The 18,698-nt window shown below is 37.7% G+C and carries 15 protein-coding genes; 7 read left to right on the top strand and 8 right to left on the bottom strand.

The window, feature by feature from the left end; all coding sequences use genetic code 11:
- Positions 1–173: 173 nt before the first annotated feature.
- The 3 genes from DCS95_RS04605 to DCS95_RS04595 are packed head-to-tail and all read left to right on the top strand — an operon-like array spanning position 174 to position 2,946.
- Entirely contained in the window at positions 174–665 is a 492-nt protein-coding gene (locus tag DCS95_RS04605; protein ID WP_116769637.1) for a GlcG/HbpS family heme-binding protein, read from the top strand.
- 6 nt (positions 666–671) lie between these two features.
- Entirely contained in the window at positions 672–2,201 is a 1,530-nt protein-coding gene (locus DCS95_RS04600) for a Dabb family protein (RefSeq protein WP_116769636.1), read from the top strand.
- 25 nt (positions 2,202–2,226) lie between these two features.
- Positions 2,227–2,946 carry a 3-ketoacyl-ACP reductase gene (locus DCS95_RS04595; protein WP_116769635.1) on the top strand — a complete coding sequence of 240 codons (720 nt, stop codon included), beginning with the start codon at positions 2,227–2,229 and terminating at the stop codon, positions 2,944–2,946.
- A gap of 43 nt (positions 2,947–2,989) precedes the next feature.
- Here DCS95_RS04595 and DCS95_RS04590 read toward each other — a convergent pair whose 3' ends face one another.
- The 8 genes from DCS95_RS04590 to DCS95_RS04555 all read right to left on the bottom strand — a co-directional run bounded on the left by DCS95_RS04590 (position 2,990) and on the right by DCS95_RS04555 (position 12,171).
- A complete protein-coding gene (locus tag DCS95_RS04590; RefSeq protein ID WP_116769634.1) occupies positions 2,990–3,334 on the bottom strand; it encodes an L-rhamnose mutarotase in 345 nt (114 codons plus the stop codon).
- Between the two features lie 11 nt (positions 3,335–3,345).
- Positions 3,346–4,668 (bottom strand): L-fucose:H+ symporter permease, encoded by a 1,323-nt coding sequence (fucP, locus tag DCS95_RS04585; RefSeq protein WP_116769633.1) that lies wholly within the window; start codon positions 4,666–4,668, stop codon positions 3,346–3,348.
- A 23-nt stretch (positions 4,669–4,691) separates the two neighbouring features.
- Complete coding sequence (locus DCS95_RS04580; protein WP_116769632.1) at positions 4,692–5,486, bottom strand: SDR family oxidoreductase; 795 nt, start codon at positions 5,484–5,486, stop codon at positions 4,692–4,694.
- Positions 5,487–5,489: 3 nt separating this feature from the next.
- The gene (locus DCS95_RS04575; RefSeq protein ID WP_116769631.1) at positions 5,490–6,317 is read right to left on the bottom strand and encodes an amidohydrolase family protein; all 828 of its coding nucleotides are present in this window, start codon (positions 6,315–6,317) and stop codon (positions 5,490–5,492) included.
- 17 nt (positions 6,318–6,334) lie between these two features.
- Entirely contained in the window at positions 6,335–7,792 is a 1,458-nt protein-coding gene (locus DCS95_RS04570) for a tagaturonate reductase (protein ID WP_116769630.1), read from the bottom strand.
- Positions 7,793–7,799: 7 nt separating this feature from the next.
- Positions 7,800–9,452 carry a UxaA family hydrolase gene (locus DCS95_RS04565; RefSeq protein ID WP_116769629.1) on the bottom strand — a complete coding sequence of 551 codons (1,653 nt, stop codon included), beginning with the start codon at positions 9,450–9,452 and terminating at the stop codon, positions 7,800–7,802.
- A gap of 63 nt (positions 9,453–9,515) precedes the next feature.
- Positions 9,516–10,523, bottom strand: coding sequence for a zinc-binding alcohol dehydrogenase family protein (locus DCS95_RS04560; RefSeq protein WP_116769628.1), 1,008 nt, complete (start codon positions 10,521–10,523; stop codon positions 9,516–9,518).
- A 91-nt stretch (positions 10,524–10,614) separates the two neighbouring features.
- The gene (locus DCS95_RS04555) at positions 10,615–12,171 is read right to left on the bottom strand and encodes an alpha-L-fucosidase (protein WP_116770152.1); all 1,557 of its coding nucleotides are present in this window, start codon (positions 12,169–12,171) and stop codon (positions 10,615–10,617) included.
- Positions 12,172–12,416: 245 nt separating this feature from the next.
- Between DCS95_RS04555 and DCS95_RS04550 the strand changes: the two genes are divergently transcribed.
- The 4 genes from DCS95_RS04550 (at position 12,417) to DCS95_RS04535 (ending at position 18,692) form a co-directional block, all read left to right on the top strand.
- Positions 12,417–13,844 (top strand): sulfatase-like hydrolase/transferase, encoded by a 1,428-nt coding sequence (locus tag DCS95_RS04550; protein WP_244178376.1) that lies wholly within the window; start codon positions 12,417–12,419, stop codon positions 13,842–13,844.
- A 5-nt stretch (positions 13,845–13,849) separates the two neighbouring features.
- Positions 13,850–15,418 (top strand): sulfatase family protein, encoded by a 1,569-nt coding sequence (locus DCS95_RS04545; protein WP_425269149.1) that lies wholly within the window; start codon positions 13,850–13,852, stop codon positions 15,416–15,418.
- A 189-nt stretch (positions 15,419–15,607) separates the two neighbouring features.
- Positions 15,608–17,008: a sulfatase-like hydrolase/transferase gene (locus DCS95_RS04540; protein ID WP_116769626.1), complete on the top strand. Its 1,401-nt coding sequence runs from the start codon at positions 15,608–15,610 to the stop codon at positions 17,006–17,008.
- Between the two features lie 4 nt (positions 17,009–17,012).
- Positions 17,013–18,692 (top strand): sulfatase-like hydrolase/transferase, encoded by a 1,680-nt coding sequence (locus DCS95_RS04535; RefSeq protein WP_116769625.1) that lies wholly within the window; start codon positions 17,013–17,015, stop codon positions 18,690–18,692.
- The last annotated feature ends 6 nt before the right edge of the window (positions 18,693–18,698 follow it).

Here is an 18,698-nt window from a genome sequence, read left to right as displayed (position 1 = left end):
AAAAATACATTGCACTGGCTACTGAACCTTATAAAATGGTACAGTAGCTAGTTTTGTTTTTAGAGGTTTTGGGAAGAAAAAAATAAAATAATTTCAACAGAGTTGAACTAGTTCAACTTTTTTGTGCAATTGGTTTTTAATTTTTGTGAAGTACTACTTATAAACACAAAACTATGTTGACCGAAAAAATCAAAAAATATGGACTCATGTTGTTCATTGCAGTAATTACTATACAGTTAAATGCACAAAATCCGTTCGATATAAGTCACGACCAAGCTATGAAAGCCTTGGAAATAGCAAAGCAAAAAGCGGAGTCTATGAATGTTTTGGTAAATATTGCTGTGGTAGATGCCGGTGCAAATCTCAAATCATTTGTTAGAATGGACGATTCTTTTTTAGGCAGTATAGATGTAGCCATCAAGAAAGCCAAAACAGCACGTTATTTTGATATTGATACGGGCGAGTTGGGCAAATTAACACAGCCTGGCGGTATCATTTATAATATTGAGCATAGTAATGGCGGACTTATGACTTTTCCGGGCGGAGTGCCCATAAAAAATAAGAACGGTAAGATAATTGGTGCCATTGGCGTTAGCGGCGGTACCATAGAAGAAGATAGAATTATTGCAAATGCTGGTGCAGCATCAATTTTAACCAAAAACTAGAACACAATGAAAATTCATATGCAAGCCGCATTGGTCACGGTAATACTATTTATAAGTACATTGACCATAGCACAAGATTTAACTGATCCAATGTTATATCGAAAAGATTTTAAAGATATATCAGGGAAGAATACGGTTTCCATTACTAGCTACGAAAAAAACGGAAAGCATTTTGTGTATGCCGGTGGTGTAGGTAATGTAGATGTGTTTCAAATTGATGCTGAAGGTATTTTAACTCCGGTAAGCAATCACGAATTGTACAAACAAAAAGGTCCGGCAAGGGGTATGGTGGCAGATCATATTAATGGCACCGACTTTCTTTTTATTGCCAACAAATATGGTAACGTAATAGAGACCTTTAAAATTGAGGATAATGGTTCACTAAAACAGGTTGCGTTGGTTGAAGATACATCAGAAACACATTTAGGTGTTGCTATTACTTTGCAGGTAGTTCACATGAAAAATGCATCCTACTTGTTCATAGGAGGTCTTGAAGAGACTCCGGGGTTGAGTAGTTTTAAAATTCACGACAATGGGGAACTCACCCATGTGCAATCTATGAAAGATACCGATGAGTTGCATACAGATGGTATTATTGGTATGTTCATCCATGAGGTAAAGGGCAAAACATCTTTATATACCAGTGGTTTTCAAGATAATGGTGTAAGTAGCTTTAGAATTAATGAGGATGGTACATTTAAAAATGTGAACAACATTGATGATAATACCACAGATCGCTATCTAACAGGCGCATACCCTGTAACAGGAGCTACTATTGGCGATAACCATTATGTAGTGGTAGGGCATAGGCATCATAAGTATTACGAACAAAACGGATTCATCAAGAATACGGATTTTTATTACCATGGTGATGGCGTAAGTGTATTTAAGGTGAATAGAAAAGGTGCGTTGGTTCCGCATTTTGTTTTAAAGGATGATGAAAATACCAAATTACAAGGGCAGACCCGTATAGAAGTAGTTTCGGTGACCGAAGATTCTGCCATATTCGCCGTAGGTACTCGAGACGATGCAAGCATTCAGTTGTTAAGATTGGATGCTATGGGACAATTGAGTCCGTTAAATTATTTGGAGACAGGCTTTCCTATTTATTACGGATTACGCGCATTGGCAATAGACGGTAAAAATTTATTAGTGGCCGGTTCCATGAGTTTTGAATTGAACAAGGTGGCCAGTTATGAGATTGCGCCAAAAATAGAACGCGAAGGTAAAATGTTGCGACATATCGTAAACTTAAAATATACCGAAAATGCTACCGAAAAGCAGGTAGATGAGGCAGTACAGACTTTTTTGAATTTAAAGAATACCATACCGGAAATCGTGGATATAGAATGGGGAGAAAACGATAGCACCGAAGGTCATAGTGATGGCTTTACACATACTTTTGTCATAACTTTTAATGATGAACACGGCAGGGAAAAATACTTGTTCCATAAAACACATCTAAATTTGGTCAAGAAAGTCGGACCTATCATTGGCGGTGTTTTAGTAACGGACTTCTGGACGGATAAAGAGTAATAAAGAAACTGAACGAAAAAAGAAAATGGAAAATTTAAGAGATAAAACAGCGCTAATAACCGGGGGTGGAAGAGGTTTGGGTAAAGCATCAGCTGTTGCTTTGGCACAAGAAGGCGTTTCTATTGCCATAACAGGTAGAAATGAGGCAAACTTAATGACAACGGTAGCGGAATTGCAAGAATTGGGTATAAAAGCTATGTACGCTGTCTTTGATGTTGGCAATTACGATTCGGTAAAAGAAGGGATAAAAAGTATTATGGATACCATGGGTCATATAGATATTTTGGTCAATAATGCTGGTATTGCAGGTGTAGGCTCATTTTTAGAAATGCCGGTAAGCGAGTGGGAACAAATGATACAGACCAATCTTATGGGCATGTATTATGTGACCAAAGAAGTGTTGCCGCAAATGGTAGAACGTAGTAGCGGTGATATTGTGAATATAGCTTCTACGGCGGGTCTAAACGGAAACCCTAATGTGTCTGCTTATTCAGCCTCTAAGTTTGCGGTTGTAGGTATGTCAGAGTCCCTTATGAAAGAAGTGCGCAAACATAATATTAGGGTAATTACCATGACGCCAAGTACCATAGAATCAGACATGACCATTGGTCTAGGATTTGCTAAAAAAGGCAGTGAAGAAAATACATTACAGCCCAGTGATTTTGCCGAGCTTATTGTATCAGGATTAAAATTACCTCGAAGGGCAATGCTCAAATCAGCGGCATTGTGGTCCACCAATCCTTAAATTATAAAAAAAACTACTCGAACGAGTAGCTTTTTTTAGATGGTTATAATTGAAATATCTGTTCTAATGCGATCCACTTTTCTCCTTTTTCAGCCCAAGGAAGTTCTTGTTGAAATTTCCACATTAGTTTTTCCCACTCTTGTACTTTAGGGTTTGTGGCATCCATTTTAGCTTTTTTAATAGGGTCAAATGTTTCGTCAACCTCCATAATCATGAACATTCTATTACCGGTCAGGTAAATCTGCATATCTATAATTCCGGCATCTTTAATACTCTTGGTAATCTCTGGCCAGGCATTTCCCTCTGCATGGTAATTTTTATACTCCGCTATTAAATCGGGATTATCTTTTAAATCGCATGAAAAACAAAGTCTCTTTGAACTACTCATAAATTAGCAAATTAGTTGGTGTGATATTTTTTATAGACCGTTCTACCGTAAAAGGCAACTACACTAAGGCAGATTAGCGATAGTATAAACGAAAAGCGCATTTCTGTTACGCCCAGTATAATAACATCCTCATAGCCCACACCACCTAAATCTAGCATATAGCCTTGTAAATAGGGTAGTAGTGCCCCTCCAACAATGGCCATAACCAAAAAGGCGGCTCCAAATTTTGCATCTTCTCCTTGCCCTTCTAAAGCAATACCATAGATAGTTGGAAACATGATGGACATAAATAATGAAGTAGCCACCAAGGAATAGATACCTAACATACCGGGCAAGAATATCGCTCCAAGTAAAGTCAGCATTCCGCCAAAACCAAAAAGCATTAATAATTTACCCGAATCTATTTTAGCCATTAGAGCCGTACCTATTGTTCTACCAACGAGAAAAACAACGTAACCTGCCAGTCCGTACCAAACGGCAGATTTTGCATCTATGCCCAAGGTTTCGGCATATTGGTATACATAGGTCCAACACATAATTTGGGCGCCTACATAAAATGCCTGCGTAACCACCCCAAAAGCAAATTTTGGTTGTTTCCATAAACGTTTAACCGAATCTTTAAAATCAACCTTGGCTTCTTGATGTTTGTTTTGTGGCATTTTAACCACACTGATTAACACGAAAAAAACAAGGACTACAATCCCTAAAAGCACATACGGATTTCTGATAATTTCTAGGTCAGATGTTCTAATGGCCGCCTTTGCACTTTCCGATAAGGTATCGTAAATAGGTGTCCCGTCTGCCGTAGTATCATCAGATTGTAAAGCGCCCAACACAAAATTCTGAGCCACCAATAAGCCTAAAATAGATCCCATTGGATTAAACATTTGTGCAAAGTTCAATCGTCTTGTTGCTGTTTCTTCGGCACCCATAGATAAAATGTACGGGTTAGAAGTTGTTTCTAAAAAAGCCAACCCGAAGGTAAGCACATATAATGCCGATAAGAAAAACGGATAGCTTTCAAAAGCTGCTGCCGGGTAAAATAATAATGCACCCACGGCATAAAGCGCTAAGCCCAAAAGCACTCCTTTTTTATAAGAGTATTTGTTTACGAATAACGCTGCGGGTATGGCCATGGTAAAATAACCGCCATAAAAAGCCAATTGTACCAAAGATGCCTGTGTATTGGTGAGTTCCAGTACTTTTTGAAAACCGCGTACCATTGGGTTGGTCATATCATTTGCTAAGCCCCACAAAGCAAATAGCGAAGTAATCAAGATAAAAGGCACCAAAACAGATTTGGAAACTACGGGTATTTTTTCAGATGTATTCATAAGGTTTGGTTAGATTTTGTCAATTATTTTTCGGACAGTAAAGAACGATCTAGGTGTACGTAGCCACCATCAACGGTTATAAATTGCCCAGTGGTGTGTGAAGACCTTTCGGAAATAGCAAATAATACGGCGTCCGAAATTTCAAGCGGAGAAGTCATTCTGTTTTCTAACGGTATATTCTTAACGATAGATTGTAATTTCTCATCTCCGTTATCTAAACTATTGATCCAATTTTCATAGGCGGGCGTCCAGCTTTCGGCAATAATCAACGCGTTAGACCGTATGCCAAACGGAATTAAATCTGCCGCCCATTCACGCGTTAAACCTAATACACCACCTTTTGAAGCGGCATAGCCAGAGGTACCGCCCTGTCCCGTAAGTGCAACTTTGGAACCTACATTCAAAATGTTTCCTTTTGCTTTTTTAAGATAGGGCAAACAAAATTTGGTCATGGCAAAGAAGCTCACCAAATTTAGTTGTAACGAACGCATGAATTTTTCTATGCTATCGTCTAAACTTACTGTATCGTTTACACCTACATTATTGATCAAGGCATCTATTTTACCATATTTATCACCAATGACCTTGGCAGCTTTTTCTATTTGGGCAACATCGGTTAAATCGGTTTTTACAAAAATGCTGTCCACACCTTTGTCCTGTAGTTCTTTTTCATATTCAAATCCGCGGTCATTTCTACATACTATTACCGGTATAGCTCCTTCTTTGGCTAATTCTTCTACAATGGTTTGCCCAATACTGCCTCTTAAACCTGCAGCGCCTGTTATAACTACTATCTTATCTTTTAGTCTTAAATCCATACTTTATAAATTATAAAATTCCACCGCGTTGTTGCCCATTATTTTAGCCTTTTCATCGGTGCTAAAATCTGTAATATATTTGGTGATCAGTTCTTTTACTTGAGCGTAACTACCAGCCACTAAACACACAGGCCAGTCCGAGCCAAATAAACATCTATCAGCTCCAAAAGAGGCTAAAACAAGATCTAGATATTTCTTAATATCTACAGGCTTCCAATTGTTATAGTCGGCTTCCGTTATCATGCCCGATAATTTACAATACACATTTTCGTGTGATGCTATTTCTTTCATCAATGTTGCCCATCCATCATAAAAACCATCTTTTATATAGGGTTTTGCTATATGGTCAATCACAAATTTTTGATTTGGAAATTGCTTTACAAACTCTAAAGTTGCCCCAAGTTGATGCGGAAATATTAGAATGTCATAGGTGTAGCCATATTGCTCTAACTGTTTAATTCCGTTTAAAAAAGGTTTTCTCAATAAGAAGTTTGGGTCGGGTTCGCCTTGTACCACATGCCTAAATCCTTTGACAATTGTATTGTTACAAAATTTTTCCAAATCCTTTTCAATGGTAGAAGCACGAAAATCTACCCAACCAACAACGCCTTTTATAAAGTCATTTTCTGATGCTAAATCAATTAAAAAATTGGTTTCTTCTATGGTTTGGTCCGCTTGTACGGCAACACATCCATCAATCTCATTTACCTTTAATTCGGTAAAAAGGTCCCTTGGCATAAAATCTCTTCTAATAACAGCCATGTCATCATCTATCCAAGCATGCTTTTGAGGTTCGTACTGCCAAAAATGTTGATGTGCATCTATCGTCATAGTCAGTTTGTCTTTTGTTACTTTTGGTTTATTAGGCTTATGGCTTCTTCAAATCCGTACTGTTCTATATTACTGAGATTATGGGTTACATTACTTGTTAATCCTGATATTTGGTTGAGGTCTTCATTCCATATATCGGTATTACCGAATATTTGGGAGGTCAATGTATTTAGATCAATATTATTTTCTCTGAATTGCAGCCAGGTGTTGGAGAAGAATTCAAGTATTGAAGACTTATCGTTTAGGTCTATCTTTTCATTATCAAAACTCCCTTCATAAAAGCGTAGCAAGGCACTTAATGCAAATGTGATGTTTGCAGGAAGACTTCCTTTTATTTCTAGGTAATCTTTTAATGTAGGAAGTAAACGTGTTACAAATTTTGAGGTACTGTTCAATGAAATACTGATCAATTTGTGTTCTAAAGCAGGGTTTTTAAACCTTGTAAGCACATCATTGGCAAATTGTTGTTTGTAATCTTGTGGAAAATCTAAAGTAGTTAACACCTCGTTCATCAATACACCTTTAATGAAATTAACAACCAAAGCATTGTTCATGGCGTCTTTAACCAAGCGTTCCCCTAAAAGGTATGCAACGGGTACCATTGAGGTATGTGCACCATTTAGAATACGAACCTTTAAATTTCTGTACGAAGCTAGATCGGATACTAATTCAATATTTAAATCAGTGTCCTGAAATGGAAATTCCGCTAAAATATCTTCTGGTCCTTCTAGTAACCAACTATGATATAATTCACCGGCAACAGCAAGTTTATCCGTATAGGCAAGCTTGGCTTCTATCTCTTCAATTTTATCTTTAGGATACCCGGAAACTATACGGTCTACCAAGGTATTATAGAATATACATGACTTAGAAATCCAGTTTTTAAATGCATCGCCCAAAGACCAATGATCTGCATATTGTAAAATGCATTGTTTTAAGGTTTCCCCATTTTTTTCGATAAGCTCAACCGGTAAAAGCATACAACCTTTGTCCGTATCGCCCTTAAAATGCTCAAATCGATGAAAAAGCCAAACCGTTAGCTTTGCTGGAAACTCTTTTGGCGGATGGTTATCAAAGGCATCATCGGTATTAAAAACAATTCCTGCTTCCGTAGTGTTCGATATAATAAAACGAAGTTCAGGAAGCTTGGCAAGTGCTAAATAGGCTTCCCATTCCGAATAGGGATTTACTACTTCTTGAATGCAGTCGACCACTGTTAAATCTTGTACAAAAGTATCGTTCGCATAACCTTCAAGGTTTACGGAAAACAATCCGTCTTGTGATTTAAGTTCTTGGTAGTCACCACGTTCTGTGGGTTTAATTACAGCAATACCTGCATTAAATTCTGTGGTGCTGTTTATTTTTTGAATACTGATATCTACAAAGGCTCTTAAAAAATTACCACCACCAAATTGCATTACTTTGATTGGTAGTGATTTACGGTTTTTAATTACGTTGTTGTTTAATAAATTCATAAGTTTTTTATAGTGATATTCCTCTTTTCCAAGGTATAAAATCGTCTTGTCCTAATCGTACCGCATTGGGTACCTTCTCTCCGCTGGCCACTGCGATTATATACTCCAGTAACTCTTCTCCCTTGCTTTCAATGGTAGCAGAAGCCTCAATAATACCACCGGTATTAAAGTCTATTATGTCTGCCATACCCTCACTTAATGTGGTATTGCTCGCTATTTTAATGGTAGGGGCAATAGGGTTTCCGGTGGGTGTACCCAAACCTGTAGTAAAGCAAATTATATTACAACCAGACCCTGCAAGTCCCGTTGTACTTTCAACATCATTACCTGGTGTACACAGTAAATTCAAGCCTTTTTTAGTTACCGGTTCTGTATAATCGAGAACATCGGTAATAATTGAGGTTCCTCCTTTTTTAGCAGCTCCGGCAGATTTCATTGCGTCGGTAATGAGTCCGTCTTTTATATTACCTGGAGACGGATTATTCTCAAATCCTGATCCGACTTCCTCAGCACGTTTGGCATAGGTTTGCATTAACCCTGCAAATTTCTCTGCATTTTCTTTGGATTGGCACCTATTTAAAAGTTCTTGTTCTACACCGTTCAGTTCTGGAAATTCTGCGAGTACTGTTGAAGCACCCAGCGCCACTAACATATCGGAAACATGCCCCAAGGCAGGGTTGGCAGATATACCTGAAAACCCGTCTGAACCACCACATTCCAAGCCGAGGGTTAGTTTGCTAAGTGGTGCTTTGCTACGTTTGGTTTTGTCAGCTTCTATTAAACCTAAAAAGGTTTGTTTTACGGCATCTTCTATAAAATGTTTTTCACTTTTACTTTGTTGCTGTTCAAGAATTACCAAGGGTTTAGAAAACTTAGCATCCCTTTTTTTAATGGCATCTTCTAATATGGGAATCTGAGCGTTTTGACAGCCAAGACTTAATACGGTAGCACCGGCTACATTTGGGTTGGTAATATAACCCGCTAACAGATTGCAAAGCGTATCGCTATCTTGCCTTATACCTCCACAACCACCATCATGGGTTAAAAATTTAATACCATCTACATTTGGAAAAACTTGCTCATCGGCATTAGGTATTTCAGGTTTTATAATAGTACTCTGTAAAATAGTTTCTTTACTAGCTTGATTTTTATAATGTGCAACCAAGGTTTCCGTAGAAATAATATCGGCGGAAGAGGTTTTATAGCCCAATGGTTTTAACAGTGCGGTTTTTAATACTTCTACATTCCTATTCTCGCAAAAAACCAAAGGGATCACTAACCAAAAATTAGAAGTACCTACACTGCCATCTTTTCTATGGTAGCCCATAAAGGTTCGGTCTTTAAAATTATCGATTTCTGGCGGTGTAAAATTCCAATGTTGGTCCGCTACTTGATAGCTGGCCGCTGCATGAACCAAATTCTCAGTAGTAATAGCCTCCCCAATTTGAATGGGAACAAGAGCTTTACCAACAATAGAACCATACATATATACCAAAGCATCTTTCTTAATAGAAGATAGGGCAAACTTATGTTTGGCCTTTACCTTTTTTGGAATAGGAATGGTTACATTATTATGAATTATTTGCGTGCCTTCTGGTATATCTTGTAAGGCAACAAGTATATTATCTTTTGGATGAATATGTATAAAACTTTTATCCATAAATTCGTTTACAAGCGTTTGTGAAATAATACCAAATTAGTTGCATTCTATTTCATATCAAATTTAGAAAGTGACCATGGCTTTAATCACCCCGGTTTCAGGCTTTAACCAAGAATCAAAATTGGCAATCATTTCTGTGTAAGGTACGGTATGCGTAACAAAAGAAGCTATGGGAAATTGGTCAATAACATGGATTATATATTCAAAATCTGCCAAGGTTGCATTTCTACTACACATAATGGTAGATTCTTTTGCGTGTATTGCGGGGTGGTTAAAGGTTAAATCTCCTTTTGACAATCCGACCAATACATATCGCCCCCCATGTGCCATATAATTTGGTCCGCTTTCCAAGGCAAATTTATTACCGGAGGCATCGAAAACTGCTGTGGCCAAATCGTTATTGGTAATTTCATTCACTTTTGCGACCGCATCTTCATCAGCTTTAACAATAAAGTCTACACCGATTTTTTCTTTGGCATAATCTAAACGTTGTTGATTGACATCAATGGCAATTACCTTGGCACCTTGTAATTGTGCCAATTTCATAATTCCAATACCAATGGGACCACAACCAATAACCGCAACGGTTTCTCCTTTTATAATTTGTGCTCTTCGTAATGCATGCGCACCAATTGCCAAGGGTTCTACAATTGCCATTTGTTCAAGGCTCAGGTTGTTTGCCGGTAACAATAAATCTATGGGTACCGTTATAATCTCTTGCATACCACCATCGGTATGCACACCTAAAACCTTAATATTGGTACAACAATTTGTCTTACCTGTTTTACAGGCAACACATTTATTACAACTTACATAAGGCATAACAACTACCTTGTCACCCTTTTTAAGACCTTTTTCATTAGATCCTATTTCAATTATTTCAGCAGCCAATTCATGACCTAAAATACGGGGGTATTTAAAAAATGCTTGATTTCCGCCATACGCATGTAGATCGGTACCACAAATACCTACTCTCTTAATTTTGAGTGTAGCTTCATTTGGATTAGGTACTGGCGCTTCTTTATCTTTTAGTGTAAATGTTCCAGGCTTTTCGCATGTAATATATTTCATTCTCGTAAATGTTCTAATTAAAATTGAGTTTAAAAACGCACCCCGTTAAGGGTGCGCCTTTTTGATGAAAACTAACTCAAACAATAAAATCTTAAATGTCATCTGCCATAGTAATCTCTAAACAGAAAGCATGTTTGCCTGCTTTTTTTCCAAGATCATCTATGATTAGACCTTTATTGGTCTGCTTATATTCAATAGGATGTTCACTACCCAACAATTTAATATTTTTTATTTCTAGGTCTTTTACATTTTCATTACCTAGGGCTAATGATTTAATGGTTACGGCGTTATTCTCGGGCCATGCTAAAAGAATGGCATATAGCTTGTTTCCTTTTTTGGTGAATCTAATATCTTGAGATGTAAATCCTTTATTATCACCTTCGGAGTGGTGTCCTTTTTTTACTTCCGTCGGTCCTTCACCAAAAACGGTCCAATACTCCGTATTATAAATAGCATCACCATTTACTTTTAACCAATCGCCAATTTCAAAAAGTATTTTTTGTTGATCTTCTGGAATAGTGCCATCAGCTTTTGGTCCTATATTTAAAAGAAGATTTCCATTTTTAGAAACAATGTCAACTAAATCATCGACCAATTCATTGGTATTTTTAGATTCCCAATCGGTAACATAGCCCCATGAATTTTTACCGATAGAAGTATCTGTTTGCCAAGGTAGTTTTCTAATTCCCGGTAATTTTCCTCTTTCTAAATCGTAAATTACAGTGCCTTCAGGAAAAGCTTCATGATCAAAGTTTTTATCATTAATAACCACTTCCTTTCCCCATTCTATTCCTTTATTATAGTAATATGCCGCTAGTTTTGGTCTATATTCTTTAAAATCAGGAATGTCTAAATAGAAATCGAACCATAGAATATCTGGCTGATAATTGTCGATTAGATCCACCGTTCTGTCCCACCATAACTTTTTAAATTCTTCAGAAACAGGTTCAGTAAGGTCTTTTCCTTTTGTGGAATACAGGTCTGAAAAATCAGGATCAGTAGTATCGAAATGGTCTTTTTTATTGTAGAAAGACCAGTTAAAAGCGTAATGAGAAGAAGCTCCCATAATAAGACCCTCTTTACGGCCTTCTTTAAATAGCTCTCCTAAAATATCTCTCTTCGGTCCCATATCTACAGCATTCCATCTTGTCGTATTAGAATTGTACATGGCAAAACCATCATGGTGGTCAGCTACTGGAATAACATATTTAGCACCAGATTTTTTGAAAATATCTATCCATTCAGCAGCATCGAATTTTTCGCCTTTAAATAGAGGTATAAAATCTTTGTATCCAAAATCCTTTTGGTCACCATACTTCTCTTTATGATATAGGTACACCTCATTTGGCCCCAGTTGTTGATGTTTTAATTGTGCCGAAAAGGTGGCAGTATCCATATACATTCTTCTAGGATACCATTCAGAACTATACGCTGGCACGGCATAGGCGCCCCAGTGAATAAAAATGCCGAATTTTTGATCATTGAACCATTCCGGGTCTTTGTAGTTTTCTTTTATAGATTCCCAATTAGGCTCATAAATTTTCGTTGACTCAACGGTTTCTTTTTCCTTTTTTTCGGTTTGTGATTTACAGCCTACAACTAATGCTAACAATAGTAAAGGGTATACAAAGTACTTGTTCTTGCTCATGTAATAATCGTTTATTAGAAGTGTATCTAAGTAAGAGCTGCTAAATTCCGTTTTTTGTTTTATGGAATTCATAACAGATGATTTAATGATTACAACAAATGGTTATCCTTGTTTTTTATTAAGTTTTATATGTATTTCTTTGGAATATGTTCAATTAATGACAACAAACTTTAAATAAAAATCAATTTACAATGCGGTTGAAAATTAGATTCTTTTGCTTGCTTTTGTGCACTGTACAGTTTTTAATGAGTCAGAAAAACAGTAAAAAACTGCCAAACATTATTTGGATAATGGCAGAAGATATTAGTTTAGATCTGGCATGTTATGGCACTAAAGCTGTAAAAACTCCTTTTCTAGATCAAATGGCGGCAGATGGTATTCTTTTTAATAATTGTTTTGTAACCAATCCCATTTGTTCACCAAGTAGGTCTGCTATGATTTTGGGTACGCACCAGCAGAAAAGTAATACCCACAATCACCGCAGCAATAGAGATGTGGTGTTGCCAAAACTATTTGTACCGTTTACACAATTATTAAGGGATGCGGGGTACACGACTATTTTAGGGCATAAAGATGTACGTGGAAAAGGAAGAAAAATCGATGTGAATTTTAAACATACACCTATTGGAACCTGGGATGGAGAATCAAATTTTGGTATTTACGATAAATACGATGAGTTTTTACCTAAAGATGCTCCGTTTTTCTCGCAGATAACACTAAACGTAACCCACCGTGGAGATTGGTGGGATGATATTAGGGCACAATCAAAGCATCCAGTAAATCCTGATGATGTTGAACTTCCTCCATATTTGGCAGACGACCCGGTTATTCGATTAGACTGGGCTAAGTATCTGGATCAGATGGAATACATGGATGCCGAAGTGGGAATGCTTTTTAATGAATTGGAAAGAAAAGGTCTTGCAGATAATACGGTAGTAATCTTTATAGGAGATAATGGCAGATGCAATGTAAGAGGTAAGGGCTATTTACATGATTCAGGATTGCGAATTCCGCTATTGGTAAAGTGGCCAAAAGGAATTGACAAGGGGCAAATAGATGATAGAATAATTAGCTCAACAGATATAACAGCAACGATTTTAGATTTGGCAGGTATTGAAATACCTGATTTTATGACAGGTATATCGTTCTTGGATAAAAAGTTTGATCGATCAGAGGTATTTGCATCTCGCGATTTATGGGATGAAATACCGGAAAAAAGCAAAGCGATAACGACCGATAGGTTTAAATATATACGAAATTTTAAGCCAGAAATTCCATGGGATGCTCATCAAGCGTACTTAGAATTTTACAGACCTGCGGTGCATGTAATGAGAAGGTTAAAAGAGGAGGGTAAATTGAATAAAAACGAATCGATTTTCTTTGGAGTAAAACCAACAGAAGAATTGTACGATTTGGAAAAGGATCCTTTTGAGCTACATAATTTAGTTTTAGATCTTGATTATGCAGCGGTTTTGCAAAAAATGAGACAACAGACATTAGATTATAATAATGCCTTTACACCGGTAACGGAAATTTACAATCCCGTACACGCAGAATCGGTAGATGTGTTAGACTGGGTAAAAAAAGAAAAGCCGAAAGACTATAAAAGAATGTTGGCAGGGGAGGAAATTGGCTTTCATAAAATGTTAAACGAGTATAAAGCAACCAACTAATAATTATGATGAGTATGACAAACAGAACATTAAAACATCTAGTAGGTCTTTTAGCCATATTCCTTTTTGTGGCTTGTGCGGATAAGAGCGAAAAAAAAGAGACCGAAGAAGCAGAAATTAAGGAGCCAAATATTGTTGTTATTTACTTAGATGATTTAGGTTATGGAGATGTAGGTGCTTACGGAGCTACCGAATTAAAAACACCTAATATGGATAAGCTAGTAAATGGTGGCGTTAAATTTACCTCGGGCTACGCAAGTTCTGCAACATGCACTCCAAGTAGATATGCCTTACTTACGGGCGAATATCCTTGGCGTGTAAATGCACAAATATTACCCGGTACGGCTCCGTTAATAATAGATACAGAACAACCGACAGTGCCTAAAATGCTGAAATCGCAGGGCTATCAAACAGGTATAGTGGGTAAATGGCATTTAGGATTAGGAAATGGTAATGTAGATTGGAACCAGGAAATCACTCCCGGTCCCAACCAACTAGGTTTCGACTATTCGTACATATTAGCTGCTACACAAGATAGGGTGCCAACGGTTTATATAGATAACGGCAAGGTTGATAATTTAGACCCTAACGACCCTATAGAAGTTAGCTACAAAACCAGTTTTGAGGGTGAGCCAACAGGTAAGGATAATCCGGAATTGACTACTATGAAATGGCATCATGGCCACAACCAGAGTATTGTTAACGGCGTACCAAGAATTGGATTTATGAAAGGTGGCGAAGCAGCAAAATGGAGCGATGTAGACATGGCAGACCATTTTCTGCAAAAAGCTAAGGCATACGTAGCTAGTCATAAAGACGATCCTTTTTTCTTGTATTATGCGTTACAGCAACCGCACGTGCCAAGAACCCCACATCCCAGATTTGTAGGTGCATCGGGTATGGGACCAAGGGGCGATGTAATCGTAGAAGCCGATTGGATGATCGGTGAGTTTTTAAAGGAGCTGGAAAAACAAGGTATATTGGAAAATACCTTAATAGTATTTACAAGCGATAACGGCCCCGTACTTAATGATGGATATTACGATGATGCCGTAGAAAAGTTAGGTGATCATAATCCAAGAGGGGGATTAAGAGGAGGAAAATACAGCCTGTTCGAAGCAGGAACAAGAGTGCCATTTTCGGTCTATTGGAAAGGAAAAATAGCACCGAAAACATCAGACGCGTTGGTGTGTCAAATAGATCTTTATGCATCTCTTGCAGCATTAACAGGAGCTGAATCTAAGCTTCCTGACAGTAAAAACTTGTTGGATGTTTTTATGGGTAAATCTGATGAGGGCAGAGAACATTTGATCATAGAGGCTGGTGGTAGAACGGCTTTAAGAAAAGGAGACTGGGCGTTTATACCCCCATATCCAGGCAGTGCCATTAACACTCAGGTGAATATAGAATTAGGGAATGATGAGTCGTATCAGTTATATAATCTGAAAAACGACTTAGGTCAACAGCAAAATATAGCTGAAGAAAACCCAGAAAAACTAGAGGAACTCAAAACAGAATATGAAAACATTAGAGGAATAAGTAATGCAACTGTGCCAGAGTTGGAATTGCATTAAAAATAGTTGTTAGTTTAATTTTTTGAGAAGCACCCGAGAGGGTGCTTTTTTTTTGAAAAAGAAACTAATCTCTAGCATAAATTCTTTAGCAATAACAAATGTTCTAAACCATGCCACACATGTTTTAAAAGTTTTACCCATAAGAAACTAACACTTAGTTTTAATGAAATAGAGCTTTAGAACGTATTTATGACCAAACATATTAAATCATTGATTTTACTATGGTTAACTTGTTTTAGTTTAACCGTAAACGGGCAACAGGCGAATACCAAATCGAAACCGAATATCATTGTCATCTTAACAGACGATCAAGGTTGGTTAGATGTCGGGTTTAATGGTGGTACTGATATACCTACGCCAAATTTAGATGCCTTGGCGAAAGAAGGTGTCATTTTTAATAACGGTTATGTTTCGCATCCTTATTGTAGTCCGTCTAGAGCGGGACTTTTAACTGGCAGGTACCAAGCACGTTTCGGGCATGATTGCAATATGCCATATGATGGCGAAAATGACGCATCCGTAGGTACTCCACTTTCTGAAAAGATGATCTCAGAAGCTTTAAAAGAACAAGGTTATGCAACTAGTGCTATAGGAAAATGGCACGTTGGTGACCATCCAAGTCTACATCCGCCAAACCAAGGTTTTGATCATTGGTTTGGTTTTGCAGGTGGATCAATGAATTATTGGGGAACACCTAATGGCCCGCTACGAACAATATTCCGAAATAATGTAGAAGTACCAGAAAAAGAATTATCGTATTTAACCGATGATTTTACCAAAGAAGCCATCACTTTTATGGAAGAAAATAAGGGCTCCCCATTTTTTATCTATTTGGCATACAATGCACCACATGCGCCGGACCATGCCACTAAGCAGTACCTAGAGAAAACTAAACATATAGAATATGGCGGTAGAAGCGTATATGCAGCCATGGTAAATGGGGTAGATGCCGGTGTTGGTAAAATAAATTCGTATTTGCAAGACAACGGACTCAAGGAAAATACCATTTTAGTTTTCTTGAGCGATAACGGTGGGCGTGCCAATCATGCATCAAACGGACCCAACAGAGGTCATAAAGGAATGCTGTTTGAAGGTGGTATAAAAGTACCCTTCTTCATGGTTTGGAAAAATCGGATAAAAGCCGATAAAAAATATGATGAGGTAGTAAGTTCTTTGGATCTGTTTCCTACACTATTATCTGCAGCCGGAGGTAAAACTGAGAACGAAAAACAGTTAGATGGTGTAGACCTTCTTCCTTTTTTAGAGCATGAAAATGAACAACCGCATGAAACACTATTCTGGCGTTCAGTTGGCGGATTTGAATATGCAGTTAGGCACCATGAATATAAATTGTACAAAAGTGCCTATAAGAACAAAACCATGTTGTTCAATTTAAAAACAGATGCCTTGGAGCGTTATGATATAGCTACAAACCATCCTGAGATTGTTTCAAATTTAGAAACCCTGTATAAGGAGTGGGATAGTAAAAATGTGGCACCTGGTTGGGTAGATCCACATCCAGAGAATGTCATTATAGAAGAGAAAAGGTTCAAAGCTATTCGGCAGAAATCACTTAGACCAAAAAATTAGGTATATGAATGTAAATACACAATTTCCCAGATCCTTAGTATTCTTATGTACTCTGCTGATCTTTAAAATAGTACAAGCTCAAGAACAACCTAATATTATTTTCATTTTAACCGATGATCAGAGTTATGGTATGATGGGCTGTACCGGTAACAAAGTGGTACAAACACCAAACATAGACAAGTTGGCAAAAGACGGGGTGCTATTTACCAACGCGCACATTACCAGCGCCATTTGTACCCCAAGTAGGGCAAGTATTTTAACCAGTCAGTTTGAACGTAAGCACGGGATTAATTTTAATTCGGGCACCAGCATGTCAGAAGAAGGATGGCACAATACCTATCCTATGGTATTACGTGATAATGGGTACTACACGGGTTGGATAGGTAAAAACCATTTGCCGGTGGGCGATGGTGGTTATGCCAGCGGATTAATGGATAAGAGTTTTGGTTATTGGTATGCCGGTCATGGACATTTAAGCTTTTATCCAAAAGACAGACACGAAATTTTTAAAAACGCAGCGGATGATACGCAGGTAGAAATTATTAGCGAGGGAGTTTCAGATTTTTTATCCAACGAACAAAAATTGCAAGGCGCACAAAAGTTCTTGGATCAAAGACCAAAAGATAAGCCATTTGTACTTTCGGTCAACTTTAATTTACCGCATGATGCAAGTGCATCTACCATGGCGCAGCGCGATAGTGATGATAATATTTACAAAACCTTGTATAATGATGTAGAGCTAGATTTACCCAGAAACTACATTGCCAAAAAAGATATTGAACAGCCAAAACTACCACCAGAAATTCATAAAACAGGTGATAGACAAGAAGGTTATAATTATGTAGATACACCCGAAAGCTTGTTAGCCCGCTACCGATTAAAACTACAGGCGATGACGGGTATAGACCGTATGGTTGGAGAACTAAGAGAAACCCTAAAGAAACAAAAGTTAGACAAGAATACGATTATCGTTTTTACGTCAGACCATGGCTTGTTTATGGGTGAATTTGGTATAGGTGGTAAAGCCTTATGCTATGAGATTACTACGCATGTACCGTTAATTATTTATGACCCTAGCGAGAAAAAACAGAACCGAGGTAGAACGTCCGACGCTCTTGTACAAAGCATAGATATTGCGCCAACTTTGCTTAAAAAAGCAGGTATTCCGGTACCAGATACCTATCAAGGTAGAGATTTATCACCACTATTATCAGAAGAGGTAAACGACGTCAGAGACTATTTATACACAGAAAATTTATGGTCTACCCAGTTTGGGAATCCAAGATGTGAAGCAGTGAAGGATAAACGATGGAAATATATAAGATACTACAAAAACGAAAATTTCTCTGCACAAAAAAAGATTGAGACAGCAAAGCAAATGGGTATTAAGATGACGGCGATGTTGTATAAAGTTCATGATCCAGATATCGCCTTGTATCGTTCGTTTGTAGAAGGTCCTTTACAAGGCGAGCATGCAGTTTACGAAGAGTTGTTCGATTTGGAAAATGACCCAGACGAAACCACCAACTTGGCTCAGTTAACCCAACATGCTCCGGTCTTGAAAAAATTAAGAGCTGTGTGGAAAGAGAAAATAACATTTGCCAGAGGAGATGAAGCACCAAAAGTATTGCGATATACATCGGACAGCGAAGCGGAAAGAGGCGTAATTATAGAACCAAAATAATTCACA

This window comes from Maribacter litoralis (genome assembly GCF_003075045.1).
Taxonomy (GTDB): domain Bacteria; phylum Bacteroidota; class Bacteroidia; order Flavobacteriales; family Flavobacteriaceae; genus Maribacter; species Maribacter litoralis.
The sequence above is the reverse complement of the archived record's forward strand: the minus strand, read 5'-3'. Positions and strand labels throughout refer to the sequence as shown.